Origin of the sequence: Kitasatospora sp. NPDC058218, from assembly GCF_042882445.1 — a bacterium.
Lineage (GTDB): Bacteria > Actinomycetota > Actinomycetes > Streptomycetales > Streptomycetaceae > Kitasatospora.
Map to the genome: position 1 here is coordinate 61,719 of NZ_JBHVWC010000006.1, position 17,065 is coordinate 78,783.

General features: G+C 71.3%; 11 protein-coding genes. 4 read left to right on the top strand and 7 right to left on the bottom strand.

Annotated features, from left to right (window positions below):
• Nucleotide 1 precedes the first annotated feature (1 nt).
• Genes ACFVYI_RS05295 through ACFVYI_RS05305 form a run of 3 tightly spaced genes read left to right on the top strand, consistent with a single transcriptional unit; the run spans nt 2 to nt 3,329 of the window.
• Nucleotides 2–850, top strand: coding sequence for an LLM class flavin-dependent oxidoreductase (locus tag ACFVYI_RS05295; protein WP_387881774.1), 849 nt, complete (start codon nt 2–4; stop codon nt 848–850).
• Nucleotides 847–2,112 carry a beta-ketoacyl-[acyl-carrier-protein] synthase family protein gene (locus ACFVYI_RS05300; protein ID WP_387881776.1) on the top strand — a complete coding sequence of 422 codons (1,266 nt, stop codon included), beginning with the start codon at nt 847–849 and terminating at the stop codon, nt 2,110–2,112. Before ACFVYI_RS05295 ends, ACFVYI_RS05300 begins: the two co-directional genes overlap by 4 nt.
• On the top strand, nt 2,112–3,329 hold the full coding sequence (locus ACFVYI_RS05305) for a ketosynthase chain-length factor (protein WP_387881778.1): 1,218 nt from the start codon (nt 2,112–2,114) through the stop codon (nt 3,327–3,329). Before ACFVYI_RS05300 ends, ACFVYI_RS05305 begins: the two co-directional genes overlap by 1 nt.
• 331 nt (nt 3,330–3,660) lie before the next feature.
• On the opposite strand, the gene ACFVYI_RS05310 is transcribed toward ACFVYI_RS05305, so the two are convergent.
• The 6 genes from ACFVYI_RS05310 to ACFVYI_RS05335 form a co-directional block, all read right to left on the bottom strand.
• Complete coding sequence (locus tag ACFVYI_RS05310; RefSeq protein ID WP_387881780.1) at nt 3,661–4,401, bottom strand: LuxR C-terminal-related transcriptional regulator; 741 nt, start codon at nt 4,399–4,401, stop codon at nt 3,661–3,663.
• 431 nt (nt 4,402–4,832) lie between these two features.
• Complete coding sequence (locus ACFVYI_RS05315) at nt 4,833–5,990, bottom strand: acyl-CoA dehydrogenase family protein (protein WP_387881782.1); 1,158 nt, start codon at nt 5,988–5,990, stop codon at nt 4,833–4,835.
• Between the two features lie 34 nt (nt 5,991–6,024).
• The gene (locus ACFVYI_RS05320; RefSeq protein WP_387881784.1) at nt 6,025–7,212 is read right to left on the bottom strand and encodes a 3-hydroxyacyl-CoA dehydrogenase NAD-binding domain-containing protein; all 1,188 of its coding nucleotides are present in this window, start codon (nt 7,210–7,212) and stop codon (nt 6,025–6,027) included.
• Nucleotides 7,213–7,236: 24 nt separating this feature from the next.
• A complete protein-coding gene (locus ACFVYI_RS05325) occupies nt 7,237–7,494 on the bottom strand; it encodes an acyl carrier protein (RefSeq protein WP_387881786.1) in 258 nt (85 codons plus the stop codon).
• Between the two features lie 67 nt (nt 7,495–7,561).
• Complete coding sequence (locus ACFVYI_RS05330) at nt 7,562–8,497, bottom strand: aromatase/cyclase (RefSeq protein WP_387881788.1); 936 nt, start codon at nt 8,495–8,497, stop codon at nt 7,562–7,564.
• 17 nt (nt 8,498–8,514) lie between these two features.
• On the bottom strand, nt 8,515–9,294 hold the full coding sequence (locus ACFVYI_RS05335; RefSeq protein WP_387881790.1) for an SDR family NAD(P)-dependent oxidoreductase: 780 nt from the start codon (nt 9,292–9,294) through the stop codon (nt 8,515–8,517).
• Between the two features lie 232 nt (nt 9,295–9,526).
• Here ACFVYI_RS05335 and ACFVYI_RS05340 point away from each other — a divergent pair, with 232 nt between their 5' ends.
• The gene (locus ACFVYI_RS05340; RefSeq protein ID WP_387881792.1) at nt 9,527–10,735 is read left to right on the top strand and encodes an IS110 family transposase; all 1,209 of its coding nucleotides are present in this window, start codon (nt 9,527–9,529) and stop codon (nt 10,733–10,735) included.
• Nucleotides 10,736–10,940: 205 nt separating this feature from the next.
• Here the strand turns inward: ACFVYI_RS05340 and ACFVYI_RS05345 are convergent, their stop codons facing one another.
• The gene (locus tag ACFVYI_RS05345) at nt 10,941–17,045 is read right to left on the bottom strand and encodes a type I polyketide synthase (protein ID WP_387881794.1); all 6,105 of its coding nucleotides are present in this window, start codon (nt 17,043–17,045) and stop codon (nt 10,941–10,943) included.
• Nucleotides 17,046–17,065: the final 20 nt, after the last annotated feature.

Sequence of the window (17,065 nt, forward strand, 5' to 3'; positions counted from 1 at the left end):
CATGGAGATCGGTGTCGGCCTGCCGACAATGGCCGGTGAGTTGACGGCCAACGTGCTGCGGGACTGGGCCCGTGGCGCGGAGCGGCACGGCTTCTGCACCCTCGCGGTGCTTGACCGGCTGGTGTGCGACGGCGCGGAGCCGCTGATGTCGCTCGCCGCCGCCGCGGCGGTGACCGAGCGGATCAGGCTGGCCACCCAGGTCCTGATCCCGGCGTACCGCGGCAACACCGCGCTGCTCGCGAAACAGGTGATGACCCTGCAGCAGCTCTCCGAGGGCAGGCTGGTACTCGGAGTTGCGGCCGGTATACGCCCGGACGACTTCGAGGCTTCGGGCATGGAGTTCCGCGGCCGCGGCCGTCAGCTCGACCGGATCCTGGAGGAGCTGAACGGGATCTGGGACGACGGCGCGGTCGGTCCCCGGCCGAAGCACGGCCGGCCGCAGCTGCTGGTCGGCGGGCGCAGTGAGGCCGCCCTGGTCCGGATGGCCCGTTACGGGGCCGGGACCGTGGTGGTCGCCTTGCCAGAGCAGTTCGCGCAGCGCGCCGTCGAGGCGCGGCAGACCTGGACCGAGCAGGGTCGCGAGGGCCGGCCGCGACTGGTCGCACAGGCGTACTACGCACTCGGGCCGGAGGGCCCCGAGGCGGCGCGGCACCACCTCGGCGCGTACTACGCGTTCGCCGGGCCGGTCGCCCAACTGATCGCCGCGAGCGCGCTGACCACTCCGGAGGCCGTCCGCGAAGCGGTGGCCGGTTACCGACAGGCAGGCTGCGACGAGCTCGTCCTCATCCCCTGCTCCACCGAGTTGCGGCAGCTCGATCTACTCGCCGCCGTAGTGAAGGAGAACGCATGACCCGCAGAGCAGTCATCACCGGCATCGGCGTCACGGCGCCGGGTGGTGTCGGGACGAAGGCCTTCTGGGATCTGATCAGCAGCGGTACCACCGCGACCAGGACCATCACCCACTTCGACGCGTCGAAGCACCGCTGCCAGGTCGCCGCCGAGTGTGACTTCGACCCGCTCGTGCTCGGACTGACGCAGCAGCAGGTGCGCCGCACCGACCGGGTGTCGCAACTGGCCATGGTGTCGGCCCTGGAGGCCATGGCCGACGCGGGGCTGGACCTGGACGGGCGGACGGCCGAGCGCACGGGTGTGGCGATCGGCAGCGCCGTCGGCGGCACCACGACGATGGAGCAGGAGTACGCCGTCCTCAGCAACTCGGGCACGGACTGGCTGGTCGATCCGTCCTTCGTGGTGCCGCACCTGTACGACTACTTTCTGCCCAGCTCGATCGCCGCGGAGGTCGCGCTAACGACCGGAGCGCTTGGGCCAGCGACCGTGGTTTCGACGGGCTGCACCTCCGGCATCGACTCAGTGGGGTACGCCGCGGAGCTGATCCGGGACGGCGAGGCGGACGTCATGGTCACCGGCGCGACCGATGCGCCGATCTCGCCGATCACCCTGACCTGCTTCGACGTCATCAAGGCGACGTCGACCCGCAACGACGACCCGGCGAGTGCCTGCCGGCCGTTCGACCGCACCCGCAACGGGCTGATACTCGGCGAGGGCGCGACCGTCCTGGTGCTGGAGGAGTACGAGCACGCCCGCCGCCGCGGTGCTCGGATCTATGCCGAGGTCGGCGGCTACGCGAGCCGTTGCAACGCCTTCCACATGACCGGGCTGAAGCCCGACGGCCGGGAGATGTCCGAGGCGATCAACGAGGCGATGACCCACGCCCGGGTCGTGGCCCAGGATATCGACTACGTCAACGCTCATGGCTCGGGCACCAAGCAGAACGACCTGCACGAGACGGCGGCAGTCAAGCGCAGCCTGGGCGAGCATGCGTACCGGACTCCGATGAGCGGCATCAAGTCGATGGTGGGGCACTCGCTGGGGGCGATCGGCTCGATCGAGATCGCGGCCTGCGCGCTCGCGATGCGCCACGGCCTCGTCCCGCCGACCGCCAACCTGCACGAGCCGGATCCGGCCTGTGACCTGGACTACGTCCCGCTGGTGGCCCGGGAGAAGCGGCTCGACGCAGTGCTGACTGTCGGCAGCGGGTTCGGCGGGTTCCAGAGTGCGATGGTTCTGACCGATGTGGAGCGTGACCGGTGATGAAGCACGAGGTCGTGGTGACCGGGATCGGCGTGGTCGCGCCGAACGGAGTCGGCTCGGACGACTACTGGAAGGCGGTCCAGGCCGGGGAGTCGGGCATCCGCCCGATCAGCCGCTTCGATGCCTCCGGCTATCCGATCCGGCTGGCTGGTGAGGTCCCTGATTTCCCTGCGGAGACGGAGTTCACCAGGAGGCTGATGCCACAGACCGACCGCCTGACCCGGCTGGCGCTGTTCGCCGCCGAGTTCGCGCTGGAGGACGCGGCGGTGCGGCCGGAGGAACTGCCGGAGTACTCGATGGGCGTCGCCGTCTCCAGCTCGACCGGCGGCCTGGAGTTCGGCCAGCGGGAGCTGCAGGCCTTGTGGGGCAGCGGCTGGGAGTCCGTCAGCGCCTACATGTCCTTTGCCTGGTACTACGCAGTGCACACCGGCCAGATCTCGATCCGGAACGGGATGCGCGGCCCCGGCGGCGTGGTCGTCTCCGAGCAGGCCGGCGGCCTGGACGCGATCGCCTTCGCCCGGCGCCGGGTGCGCAAGGGCACCGCGCTGATGACGGCAGGCGGCCTGGACGGGCTGATCTGCCCGTACGGCGTGGCGATCCAGTCGGCCACCGGCGAGGTGACGGGCGGTCTGGACGCGCAGAGCGCGTACCTGCCGTTCGACCGGGAGGCCGCCGGCCACGCGATCGGCGAGGGCGGCGCGGTCCTGGTGCTGGAGAGCCGGGAGGCCGCCGAGGAACGGCGGGCGCCGCGGATCTACGGGGCGATCGCGGGCTACGGATCCGCCTTCGACCCGGACCCGGAGGCCTCGGGCGGGGACGGCTTGCTCCGGGCCGCCCGGACCGCTCTGGCCGATGCGGGACTGGCCGCCGAGGACGTCGACGTGGTCTTCGCGGACGCCGCCGGCTCCGTGGCGCTCGACAGGGCCGAGGCAGACGCCCTGGCGGCGTTGTTCGGTGAGCGGGGCGTGCCGGTGAGCGTCCCGAAGACGATGACCGGGCGGCTGCTGTCCGGGGGCGCGCCGCTGGACGTGGCGACCGCGCTGCTGGCCATCCGGGACGGTGTGGTCCCGGCCACCGCCAACGTCCGCCGGGAGGCCGTTGACCCGCGGATCGATCTGGTGACGGGCACGGCGCGGCAGCAGGGCGTCCGGGCGGCGCTGGTGCTCGCCCGCGGCCGTGGCGGGTTCGCTTCGGCGATGGTGCTGACCGGGGCGTGACACAGCGTGGGGCCCGTGGGCCGGCAGCCTTTCGGACGGTTGCCGGCCCACGGGCCCCTACGGCAGCGGCGCTCACGGTCAACGCTCGGTGAGCAGGTAGGCGTCCGGGACGACGGAGGGCCGGGCTGGAACGGCCTGCTGCGGCAGTACTCCCCCAGGGCACCTGCCTGTCAGTCCACAATCCCAACGCCGAACACCTGACCGCCGTCGCCGACCAGCTCAACCGCCGCCCATGCAAAACGCTCGGCCGGGAAACCCCGGTCGAGTGCGGGCATAAACTGCTCGCGGTCTAGACAACCCACCACCTGTTGCAACGATTCCTGGAAACCGCCTACGGGCCGCGACCCTCGGCGGAGGTGCCGGTGCGGGCGTTCCGCTGCGGCACCAGCAGTCGGGCGTCGCAGGCCTTGTTGACCGCGTCCAGGCGGGATACGGCACCGAGGCGTCGGAAGATATTGCGGAGATGCCGCTTCACGACCGCTTCGCTCATGGACAGGCGGTGGGCGATTTGACCGTTGGTCATGGCTGTCGCCACCATGCCAAGAATCTGGATCTCCAGCTGAGATAGTTGAGATTTCTCCGAACTGGAGATGCGGCGAAATTCGTCCCTCGAAAGGGAAATCACGACGCGGTCGGAATCCCGTGCGACGGAGCGGATCGCCGCCTTCAGCTCGGCGTGCGAGGCGCGGGCCGGCAGGTAGGCGGAAATGCCGAGGCGGACCAGTTCGAGGACGCGGGGAGAGGCGTCCTTGGTTCCGACGAACACCGTCCGGGCCCAGCACTCGGCCTTGCGCAGCATGTCGGGGATGGTCGCCGGAGCGGGGTCGTCGATGTTCCCGCAGACCAGCACGACGTCGGGGTTGTGGGTGGTGGCGGCGCGCATCGCAAGCTCCGCCGTACTCGCCACCGCGACGACCCGCATGTCCTCCTCGTCCTCCAGGAGGCGACTAAGGCCGTCCAGGAAGAGCGTCTGGCGGCCAGCCAGCAGGATGGTGGTGGGCCTGGACGTGTCGCAGTTCTCTCCCGCGCCGTCGGCCGTCTTCGTTCGAAGTGGACTGGATTGGTCGAACACGTTCTGTCCCCCCGTGGAACATCCGCCCCGTTTTTGGGCCGTTGTGCGATCCGTTTCGCGGTAGCGGTGTCTTGATCGCACGACACAAATTATGTTGGTGTCGTGGCAGGCCGGAACAAGAGTCATTTAGAGCCAAATCGCGATGCCCGTTACGTGCGGGTTTCGGCCACCGGTCGGCGTGCGCGAATCGCCCTGCGGCCGCGTCGTCGGGGATTTTCCCCTTGCATCGTAACGGCAGCCCGTCCGCTTTTGTGGACCCGGACGGGTTCGGGCTTGCAGGTATCGAAGGCCCCCGTGCTGTCCGTAATCGGACCTTGTGCTTCCGGTACTGGATGGACGGTGAAGGCCGGTCGAAGGTGGGCAGCCGTGGCTCCTGCGGACCGGACCGGCGGCGGTCCGCAGGAGCGGACCGCCGCCGGGCCGGTGGCCGATCAGAGCCGCCTGGCCATCGGGATGACGTAGCGGGTGTACAGCAGATCACGGATGACGTCGTCGCCGCCCTCGACCAGGCCGACGTAGCGCAGGTCCCGGACCAGCTTGCCGATCAGGTGGTCGTGGGTGTAACCGAGTCCGCCGAACATCTCGGACCCGGTCGTCGCCACCGCCCAGCCGGCCTGCCCGCAGAACATCTTCGCGGCCAGCGCCGAACGGATCGTCCCGGTGCGGTAGAAGGTCCCGGCCGGGTCGTTGGAGGCCATCACGGCGTCGAACTCGGCGGCCGCAGAGCGGCACTGGTTGCGCATCACGTCGATGTGCATCTCAATCTGCCCGAGCTTGCCCGCGAACACCGCGTTGCTGCTCAGCGCAGCGCCCTTGACCTGCTTGCCTGCGGCGTACTCCATCGAGATGTCCCGGACGCGGCGGGCGATGCCGATCGCGGTCGAGGCGATCAGGATGCGGCTGGCGTTCAGGCCGGCCTCCAGGTTGCGCAGGCCGTTGCCGCGCAGCAGGTTCGCCGCAGGTACGGTGCAATCCGTCAGCCGGACCTGGTAGGTGGCCGAACCGCGCATCCCGATCATGTCCCATCGCTTAGCGATCTCGATGCCGGGGGTGTCCCGGGGGAGCAGGACCATGCCGAAGTTCGACTCGTCCTCGGCCGAGCGGGCGAGCACCAGGAGGAAGTCCGCCGCATCGGTGTTGGTCGAGAAGTACTTGTCGCCGTTGAGCACTAGATCGCCACCGACCGTGGCGTAGCTGGTCGTGATCCGGCCGAGTTCGCTGCCGGCCTCCTCCTCGCTTGCGAGGATCCCGCAGAAGCCGCCGCCCCGGGCCATGCGGGACAGGTGCTCGGTGGCGAGTACCGGCTCGGCGAAGAGCCGCAGCATCGTGGTGCCGAGGACGGAGAGGAACGAGGAGAAAGCGAATCCGGCGTCCGCGTACGACAGCGCGGAGACGACGTCGACGCTCTCGGTCAGCGAGGCGCCGGCCGTTCCGTACTCGGCCGGAAGCCACCAGTTGGCCAGACCGGCCGCGTGGAGGGTGGACGAGGCTGGAACCGGCGTCTCAGGCCTGCTGTCGAACCAGTTCTCCTTGGACAGGAGCTCCGTCTCGGCGAACCTTCGGACTCGATTGATCAGTTCGGAAGTCATCGATCCTCCATGGGGTGCGCTGCTCCGCCCGGCCTCAGGCGGTGCGGAAGCCCCGTCGGTTCTTGCGGCCGAGGCAGCCCTCGGCCAGGTACCGGCGCAGCAACTGCGGCGGTTCGAAGTCGGGCTCCCGGAACGACCCGTGCAGCCGTTCGAGGATGGCCAGGGAGACGTCCAGCCCGATCGTGTCCAGCAGGGCGAAGGGCCCCATCGGGAAGCCGTGGCCGTCGACGATCGCGGTGTCGAGCGCCTCGGGCCCGATGCCGGTCCGTTCGGCCAGCCGCAGGGCGCGTGCCAGGTACGGGAAGAGCAGGTAGTTGACGATGAACCCGGACCGGTCCGGCGACTGGACCACCGTTTTGCCCAGCTGTACGCACAGCGAGCGGGCAGTGGCCGTGGCGACGACCCCGGTTTCCGGAAGGGGGACGAACTCGACCAGCCGCATCAGCGGGGCCGGATTGAAGAAGTGCAGCCCGACCAGCCGCTCGGGGCGGCCGGCTGGCTCGGTGCAGCGGGCGACCGACAGGCTGGAGGTGGTCGTCGCCAGTACCGTCCCGGGGCGGCAGAGCGCGCCGAGGCGGGCGAAGACCTCGCGCTTGACCGCCTCGTCCTCGGCAACTGCCTCAACCACCAGGTCGCAGTCGCCGAGCAATGCGGGGTCGGCCTCGAAGCGCAGCCGGGCCATCGCCTCGGCCGCACCCCGCTGAGTGGCACGGCCGCGCCGCACCGCGCGGTCCAGGGAGCTGTCGACGCCGACCCGCGCCCGCCGGGCGGAGTCGGCGCCGCGCGCCACCACCAGGGTCGGCAGCCCGGCCAGGGCCGCAGCCTCGGCGATGCCCCGGGCCATAGTGCCCGCCCCGAGGATCCCGAGCCGGCCGACTGGCGGCACCTCCGGCCCGGGCTCCGGGACCACCGGGGACCCGTGGACCGACGACCGGCCGATCCCCGGCCGCAGCAGGGCGGCGGCCGGGGCGAAGGCAATGTCGCCGGTCTCCTTCCACAGCTCCGTCAGCGCCCGGTGCACCTGCGGCACCCCGAGCCGGGCGACGGTCTCGAACGGTCCCTCCGGCAGGCCGCAACCGAGCCGCATGGCCGTGTCGATGTCCGTCCGGGGGACGGCGACTTCCTCGGACAGTGCCACCGCGCGGTTGACGTACGCGAGGACCAGGGCCGTGGCTGCTTCCCGGTACGTCGCCGGGGCCTGTGCGGCAAGGTGTGATGACATCGATTTGTCCCTTCCGGACCGGGATCAGGCTGCGACCGTGATCGCGCGGTTCACCACGTCCAGAAAGTCACGCGGGGTCTCGATGTCGGAGGCCTCGGACTCGGGTAGCTTGATGCCGAAGTGCCGCTCCACCTTGTTGGTGGTGTCGATGATGGCGAGCGAGTCGAAGCCCAGTTCGGTCAGGCCGGTGTCGAGGATGTCGCCGGACAGGTCGAGGGAGTCGTCCTCGCCCATCGCCTGGAGCAGGAAGCCCTTGAGTTCGTCGAGGGTCATCTCGGCCATGTCGGTCACCTTCGCTTTCGTGAGTGGGGTCGTACGGGGCCGTGCGGGGTGGGGTCCGTCGCGCGGATCAGCACTGCTCGGCGTACCGACGCGCGATGGCGATGGTGGCGCGGCTGTTGCCGCCCAGGGCGTTGCGCACCGCCACCCGGGCCTCGGCCAGCGAGGCCGGCGGCTTCGGCAGCGCGGCGATCGCCTCGACGTCGAGAATCACCCGGTGCCGGGAGGTGACCCGGACGGAGCCCTCGCCGTCCGGCTCGAAGGTCCACTCGCCGGTGTGCGCGAGCAGGACGCCGGCCACCCTGGTCTGCTTGTAGGCGATCAGTCCGGGCCGGACGCAGACCCGCCCCGACTGGGTGGTGTGCACCGAACCGTCCGGCGACTTGGTGTCCATCTCCATGTACTGGAGGCCGGGAATGTCCTCGCGGACCTCCATCCGCAGCACGTGCGTGATCCTCTCGGGCCACTTCTCCAGGTCGCGGATGAACTCGTAGGCGTCCTCGACCGTGCCCGGGAAGGTCTCGCTGTCGCTGAAGTCGACGAGCAGTTCCTCCTCGTCCGCCGCGCGTTCGGCCGCGGCCTTGAGCGCGGCCAGCTCGGAGCGGCTGTTGGTGTCGACAGCGCGGGAGATCCGCTCCAGGGCCTGCGGATCGTCATCGATCGCCCGGTAGTGGTGGTCGAGGAACACGGTGCAGCCGTCGGCGCCGCGGTCCTCCAGTCGCCAGGCGCCGCCCATCGAGGCCACCGGGTCCGTCGGCGTGGTCTGCTCGAACTCGACGGTCAGGGCGACCTCATCCAGCCGGCGCCGGGAGGTCCAGGTGCGCAGCTCGCCGTTGGCCAGCGCCCAGATGCGGATCAGCTCGCCGTCCGCGTCGCGGGAGACCTGCTCGGCCCGGACGGTCGGAGGGAAGTAGAGCGGCCAGGAGGTGACGTCGGAGACGATGCGGTGGACGACCTGCGCGGGCGCCACGACGTCGATCCGGTGGGTTACTCGGGTGGTGGTCACAGTTGTCCCTATCCTGCTCAGAAGTTGCCCAGTCCGCCGCAGACGTTGAGCGCCTGGGCGGTGATCGCGTCCGCGGTCACGGTGGTCAGGTAGCCGACCAGGCCCGCGACCTCCTCAGGGGTGCTGTAGCGACCGAGCGGGATCTTCGCGTTGAACTTGGTGAGCACGGCGTCCTCGGTGACCTCCCAGTGCTGCGCGTACCCGGCCCGAATGCGCTGTGCCATCGGCGTTTCCACGTAGCCGGGGCAGACCGCGTTCACCGTGACGCCGGAGCCGGCCAGTTCGAGGCCGAGCGCCTTGGTGAAGCCCACCACGCCGTGTTTGGAGGCGGAGTACGGGGCGCCGTACACCACGCCCTGCTTGCCGGCGGTCGAGGCGATGTTGATGATCCGCCCCCAACCGCGCTCGGGCATACCGGAGTTGAGGACGGCCTGGGTCGTCCGGAAGACGCTGGTCAGGTTGGTGTCCAGGACGTCCTGCCAGAGCTCCTCGGGGATCTCGGCGGTGATGCCGCCGCCGCTGCGGCCAGCGTTGTTGACGAGGATGTCGATCGGGCCGAAGGCCACCGCCTCCTCGACGGTCCGCCGGACCGCGTCGGCGTCACGCACGTCGCAGACCGTACCGGCGACGTTCAGGCCCTCGGCCCGCAGCTCCTTCACGGTCGTCTCGACCACCTCGGCGTTGCGGGCGCAGAGGAACACGGCGGTCCCCCGGGTGGCCAGTTCGCGAACCACGGCCAGACCGATACCGCTGGTTCCGCCGGTGACCAGGGCGGTCCTTCCATTGTGGGGCCCCATGGGTGTTCTCCTTACGTTGTAGGTGGGTTGGTTCCGGTCACTCATAGGATCGGGAGGCCCAGGGATGCTGGGTGTGGCTGTGCTGTTCCAGCCCAGTGGTGGCTTGAAAGGATCGGCCGCCCGACATCCCGCGACGACTCGACCACTCATTGGGATGCGCGCGACAAGATCGCTTGGTAAGGGCACGCTGGCGAGGTCGTCTGCTGGGACCGGCACAGGAACGACTTCGGAGGTGGCCGTGCCCGAACTGTGGGCCGGTATGGACGCGGGCAAGGTCGATCACCACTGCGTGGTGATCGACAGCGAAGGGAAGCGCAAGCTGTCGCGGCGGGTGGCCAACGACGAGACCGCACTGCTCCAACTGATCAGCAACGTAATGAAGTTGATCGATGGGCAGCCCGTGACGTGGGCGATCGACCTCAACGCCGGCGGGGCCGCGTTGATGATCGCGCTGCTGACCGCCAACGGCCAGAAGGTCCTCTACATCCCCGGCCGCACCGTCCACCACGCGTCCGGCTCCTACCGGGGCGACGGGAAAACGGACGCCAAGGACGCCTTCGTCATCGCCGACCAGGCACGCATGCGTCGTGATCTCCAGAGGATGCACCGCGGTGACGACATCGCGGTGGACCTGCGGATCCTCACCTCGCGCCGCCTGGACCTGGCCGCCGACCGCACCAGGACCATCAACCGGCTGCGGGCCCAGATGCTGGAGTATTTCCCAGCCCTGGAGAGGGCGTTCGACTACAGCACCTCGAAGGCCTCGCTGATCCTGCTGACCGGCTACCAGACCCCGGCCGCCCTGCGAGGCATCGGCGTGAACCGGCTCGCGGAGTGGCTCAGGAACCGCAAGGTCCGCAACTCCAAGCTCGTCGCGGCCACCGCGGTCGAGGCCGCCCAGGCCCAGCAGAGCGCCGTCCCCGGGGAGAAGCTGGCCGCCGCCGTGGTGGCCAAGCTGGCGAGGGAGGTGATGGCCCTCGATGAGGAGATCGCCGAAACCGACGCCCTGACGGGCAGGTTTCGCGACCACCCGCACGCCGAGGTCATCCTGAGCATGCCCGGTATCGGCCCTGTCCTGGGCGCCGAGTTCATCGCCCCCACCGGCGGCGACATGGGCGTCTTCGACAGCCCGGACCGCCTCGCCGGCGTCGCCGGCCTGGCACCGGTCCCCAAGGACTCCGGACGGATCAGCGGCAACATGCGCCGGCCCCGACGCTACTGCCGACGCCTGCTGCGGGTCTTCTACATGTCCGCCCAGGTCGCCGCCCGCTGCTGCCCCACCTCGAAAGCCTTCTACGAGCGGAAGAAGGCCGAGGGCAAGGGTCACAAGCAGGCCACCATCGCCCTCGCACGCCGCCGACTGAACGTCTTGCGGGCGCTCATACGCGACGGCCGCACCTTCGAGATCGCCGCACCGTCCAGCCCTGTCGCGCTCGGCTGACACGCTCACAGCGGGTCACCAGACAGGCTTGACAACTTCATTGGGAATCCTTTCGCGGGACGCCCCGACTGTGGCAGGGGCGCTTCGAGCCCCGATCGAGGACGCGTGGTACGTCGTCGCGATGCGGGGAGGGACGGGGCGGGGCCCACGGCGGGTGCCGCAGGCCCCGGTGGTTCAGGTGCTCCGGGTGCCGGTACGCCGAGGGTCAACGCTCGGCCAGGCGGGCCAGCATGAACGTGACCAGGAGTTCCGGGGTCGGGCTCTCGATGACGGCCTCGGCGGGCAGCCGCAGACCCGTGACGGCGTTGAGCCGGTTGCGCAGGTCCACGCCGAGGAGCGAGTCGAAGCCCAGCTCCTTGAACGTCGCCCCGGGCTGGATCTCCTCGTCGGCGGCGTAGCCGAGCACCTCCGCGGCGTGGCTGCGGACCAGGCCCATCAGCTCGGCGGCCGAGGTGCCGGCCTGCGTCCGCTCGGACGGGGCGGGCACGGTCGACGCGGCGTCGGCCGACGCCTGCACCTCGACGGGGGCCGGTGCCGCGACGCCCTCCGCCGGCTCGGGCAGCAACTCGCCGAGGAGGACGGCGAACCGCCCGCCGCGCGAGGTCTCCAGGTCCAGCCGGATCGGTACCGACAGCGCCCGCCCGCCACCCAGCGCGGCGTCGAACAGGGCCAGTGCGCGATCGGTGGCCAGCGGCGCGATGCCACTGCGGCGCAACCGGGCGACGTCCTGGTCGGACAGGTGGGCGGTCATCCCGCTGCGCTGCTCCCAGAAGCCCCAGGCCAGGCTGGTCGCCTCCAGGCCGAGCGAACGCCGGTGCTGCGCCAGCGAGTCCAGGAAGGTGTTGGCCGCCGCGTAGTTGCCCTGTCCCGGGTCGCCGAGCACACCGGCGGCCGAGGAGAAGAGCACGAACGCGGACAGGTCGAGGTGCCTGGTCAGCTCGTGCAGGTGCCAGGCGGCGTCGACCTTCGGACGCATCGTCCGGGCCAGCCGGTCGCCGGTCATGCCGACCAGCAGGCCATCGTCGAGGACCCCGGCGGTGTGGACGACAGCGGCGGGCGGGTACTGGCGCAACAGCTCGGCGAGCGCGGCACGGTCGGTGACGTCGCAAGCCACGACCGTCGCCTCCGCGCCGAGCGCCGCCAGGTCGGCAGCGAGGCGCTCCGCCTCGCCCGCCGCCGGACCGCGCCGGCTGACCAGCAGCAGACGGCGGACGCCGTGCTCGGTCGCCAGGTGCGTGGCGACCAGGCCACCCAGCGCCCCCGTGCCACCGGTGATCAGGACGAGGCCCTCCGGGTCGAGGCGGCGCGGCAGGGTGAGCACCATCTTCCCGCGGTGCTTCGCCCGGCTCAGGTGCCGCAGCGCCTGCGGGCCGTCGAAGACGTCCCAGGTGGTGAGCGGGGGGTGGGACAGGGCGCCCCGGCCGAAGAGAGCGATCAGCTCGTCCAGGACCTCACCGATCCGTTCCGGCTCCTCGCCGAGGATGTTGTACGCCTGGTACGCGATCCCCGGGTGGTCCGTCTCCGTCTTGAGGGTGTCGCGGATATCGGTCTTGCCCATCTCGGCGAACCGGCCGCCGGGGGCCAGTAGCCGCAGCGAGGCGTCGATCGCCTCGTTCGCGAGGGAGTTGAGGACGACGTCGAGGCCGCGGCCGGCGGTGGTCGCCCGGAACTGCTCCTCGAAGGCGAGGGAGCGGGAGGAGGCGATGTGCGCGTCGTCCAGGCCGAGCGAGCGGAGCATGTCGTGCTTGGCCGGACTGGCAGTCGCGAAGACCTCGGCGCCGAGGAAGCGGCAGAGCTGGATCGCGGCGGTACCGACACCGCCGGTCGCGGTGTGGATCAGCACCGACTCGCCCGGCTGAACCCGGCCGATCTCCACCAGGCACTGGTAGGCGGTGATGTAGGTGATCGGCACACCCGCCGCCTGTGCGAAGGACCAGCTCTCCGGCATCGGCCGGACCATCCGCTCGTCGGCGACCACGACCGGGCCGAGCGAGCGCTCGAAGACACCGAACACCCGCTGCCCGACCGAGACCGCGGTGACGGCGGAGCCGACCTCGGTGACTACGCCGGCGCCCTCGCTGCCCATGGTCTTCTCGGTGGCGACCAGCCCCAGGCCGACCGCGATGTCGCGGAAGTTCAGCCCGGCTGCCCGGACCTCGATACGTACCTCGCGCGCGCCGAGCGGGGCGTCGGCCTCCGGGTGCGGCAGCAGGGCCAGGTTGTCCAGGGTGCCCTTGCTGGTCACGTCGATCCGCCAACTGCCCTTGCCAGGATTGGTGCTGAGCTCCGATGCGGGCGGCGTGGCCAGGCGCCGGGCGTAGATCCGGCCGCTGCGGATCGCGAGCTCGGGCTCGTCGCAGGCGAGGGCAGCCGGCAACGCAGCAAGTGACTGGGCGTCCCGGTCGAGGTCGATCAGGACCACCCGGCCGGGGTGCTCTGCCTGCGCCACCCGGACCAGCCCGGGGACGGTCGCCTGCGGGAGTCCCTCCAACGACTCCCGGCCGAGCACAGAGACGGCGCCGCGGGTCACCACGGCCAGCGTGCTCGCGTCGAACCGGCTGTCGGACAGCCAGCGCTGGAGCGTCTCCAACGCGGCCTCGGCCGCGTCGTGGGCGGCGCCCGGCAGCGGGCCCGCGCCGGTGATGACCGTCGTGATCACCTTCGGCGCCGTTCCGGCCACCGCGTCGAGGTCGAAGTAGGTGCGCAGGCCGCCGAGTTCGCCAGAGCCGAGCTGCGCCCACTCATCCGGCTCCAGCACGCCTTCCGGGTTGACTGGCCGCCAGGCCACGTCCAGCAGGGAGCCACGGTCCGAGTCGGGCACCGGCCGAAGGGTTAGCGACCCCACCGAGGCAACCGGCGTGCCCTGCTCATCGGTGACGGACAGCGAGCAGCGTCCGTTGGCGAAGCGCCCGGAGACCCGCAGTAGCTCGGCCTTGCTCGGCCGCAGCTCGACGTCCCGCCAGGCGAAGGGGAGCTGGAGTCCGGCGGAGGAGCACAGCGCCAGCGGGTGCAGGGCGGCATCCAGCGTCGCGGGGTGCGGCCCCGCCCAACCCTGCTCCACCGACACACCCGCGCCGAGGGCGAGTTCGGCGAACACCTCGGAGCCGCGCACCCACATCGCCCGCACGCCGGTGAAGGCTGGGCCGTAGTGGTAGCCGCGCGCGGCGAGCTGCCGGTAGCCGTCCCGGACGTCCACGGCGGTGGCCCCGGCCGGAGGCCATTCCGCCGGCGAGAGCTGCGGCGCCGGGCCGGAGGCAGCCAGAACGCCGCTCGCGTGGCGTGTCCAGACGCCATGACCGGTCCGGGCACTGACGGTCAGCGACCGGCGGCCAGAGGCGTCGGCCGGGACCACCGTGACGCACAGTTGTGCCTCGGTGCCGTCCTCGGCCACGGTCAGCGGCTGCTCGACCGTCAGCTCCTCGACGACCGGGCAGCCGAGCCGCGCGCCGGTCTCGGCGAGGAGCTCCACGAAGGCGGTCGCGGGCAGCAGGACGGTGTCGCCGACCCGGTGGTCGGTGAGCCAGCGGTGACGGGTGGCGGAAACGGTACCGGCCAGCACCACCTCGCCGGAGGGCAGGTCGACCGCCTCGGCCAGGAAGGCGGACTGCCGGCCTGATCCGGTCGCCACAGGCGGTTCGAGCCAATAGCGGCTGCGGTGGAAGCGGAACGAGGGGAGCCGGACCGAGCGGGCCCGAGGCCTCGCCATCGACCAGTCGACCGGCACACCGGCGACGTATGCCGCGGCCGCGGAGGCCAGGAACTGATCGATGCCGCCGCTGCGCCGCCGCACGCTGCCCAGGACCGTGCCGCACACGCCCAGCTCTTCCAGGGTGCTCTGGACGCCGAGAGTGAGGACGGGGTGCGGGCTCATCTCCAGGAACACCCGGTGGCGGGCCCGGACCAGCTCGCGCACCGCGGGGTCGAACAGCACGGGGTTGCGCAGGTTCTCAAACCAGTGGTCGGCGCCCATGGTCGAGGTGTCGGCGAGCTTCCCGGTGAGCGTCGAGTACAGCGGGACGTGCGAGGGGCGGGCCGCCACGCCGGCCAGGTCGGCGGCGATCCGCTCGCGGAGCACCTCCATGTCGGCGGTGTGCGAGGCGTAGTCGACGTCGATCCGGCGGGCATCGATGCCGTCGCGCTCGCAGCCGGCCAGCAGTTCGTCGAGGGCACCCGGCTCGCCGGCCACCACGGTGATCGCCGGTCCGTTGACCGCGGCGATGTCGGCCCGCCCGGCGAGCCCGTCGAGCAGCCGCTGCGTACGGTCGGCCGGCAGCGGGACGGACACCATGCCGCCGGTGCCTGCAAGGCTGCGCAGCATCTTGCTGCGCAGCGCCACGATGCGCGCGGCGTCCTTCAGGTCGAGGGCCCCGGCCACGTGGGCGGCGGCTATCTCGCCCTGGGAGTGCCCGATCACCGCGCCCGGTTCCACGCCGATCGAGCGCCACAGCCGGGCGAGTGAGACCATCACGGCGAACAGGGCCGGCTGGACGACGTCCACGCGGTCGTTGAGTTCGCCGCGCAGGGCGGCCGTCAGGTCCCAGTCGCAGTAGGGGGCCAGGGCCTCGGCACACTCCTTCATCGCGTCCCGGAAGACGGTGGAGGACTCCGTCAGCTCCAAGCCCATGCCCTGCCACTGCGAGCCCTGCCCAGGGAAGACGAACACTGGCTGCACCCGGCCGGGGGCCTCGCCGCGGCTGACGAAGGACGAGACGTAGCGGCTGGGGACCGAGGGCGCCGGACGGCCGTCGGCGAGCGCGTCCAGGCCGGTCAGCAGCCGGCCGAGGTCATCGGCGACCACCACGCCGCGGTGCTTGAATGCCGTACGGGCGGCAAGCGAGTGCGCGACGTCCTGGGCGGGCACGCCGGGGTTCGCCCGGACGTGCTCGGCGAGCGCGGCGGCCTGGTCGCGGAGGGAGTCGGCGTTCGGCGCGGAGACCGTCCAGACGAACGGGCCCTCTGCCGACGGGCCCGGCTCGGGCTCGGCCATGCGGACCGGCTCCTCCAGGATGACGTGCGCGTTGGTGCCGCTGATCCCGAAGGAGGAGACCGCGGCCCGGCGCGGACGGCCGTTCGCGGGCCAGGGCCGGGCCTCGGACAGCAGGGCGAGGCCGCTGTCCGCCCAATCCACGTGCCGACTGGGCGTGCCCACGTGCAGGGTGGCCGGCAGGACGCCGGCGTGCATCGCCCCGACCATCTTGATCACGCCGCCGACGCCGGCCGCGGCCTGGGCGTGGCCGATGTTGGACTTGAGCGAGCCGAGCCACAGGGGCCGGTCCGCGGACCGGTCGCGGCCGTACACCGCGGCGAGCGCGCGGGCCTCGATCGGGTCGCCCAGCGGCGTGCCGGTGCCGTGCGCCTCAACGGCGTCGACGTCCAGCGGTCCGAGGCCGGCCCGTTCCAGGGCCCGCCGGATGACCTGCTCCTGCGCGGTGCCGTTGGGCGCGGTCAGGCCGTTGCTGGCGCCGTCCTGGTTGACGGCGGTGGAGCGGAGCACGGCGAGCACCCGGTGGCCCTTGGCGACGGCTTCCTCGGCGCGCATCAGCAGCAGCAGGCCCACGCCCTCAGCCCAGGCGGTGCCGTCGGCCTCGTCGGAGAACGCCCGGCACCGGCCGTCGGTGGACAGGCCGCTCTGCTGGCTGAAGTCAATGAACAGGCCCGGAGTCGGCATGACGGCGACGCCGCCGGCCAGGGCGAGGTCGCAGTCACCGTCGCGCAGCGCCCGCGCCGCGAGGTGGATGCCAACCAGCGAGGAGGAGCAGGCCGTGTCGACGGTCAGCGCCGGGCCGCGCAGGCCGAAGAAGTACGCGATGCGGCCGGAGGCGACGCTGGTGGTGCTACCGGTGATCCGGTAACCGCCCGCGCCCTGGTTCTCCTCGTACAGGCGGGGGCCGTACTCCTGGGCCATCGCGCCGACGAACACGCCGGTGTTGCTGTCGCGCAGCGCCCGCTGGTCGAGGCCAGCGCGTTCGAAGGCCTCCCAGGCGACCTCCAGCAGCAGCCGCTGCTGGGGGTCGATTCCGGCGGCCTCTCGCGGCGAGATGCCGAAGAAGCGGGCATCGAACCGGTCGGCGTCCTCCAGGAATCCGCCGTGGCGGGTGCAGGACTTCCCGGGGGTGCCGGGGTTCGGATCGTAGACGGAGGCCAGGTCCCAGCCACGGTTCGTGGGGAACTCGGTGATCGCGTCCACGCCTGCCGAGGCGAGCTGCCAGAGGTCTTCCGGAGTGCGGACGCCCCCCGGATATCGGCAGGCCATGGAGACGATCGCGATCGCGTCGTCCGGGTAGGGCCGGGGGCTTTCGGTGGCGGTCATCTCTTCAGCGGACCCTTCCT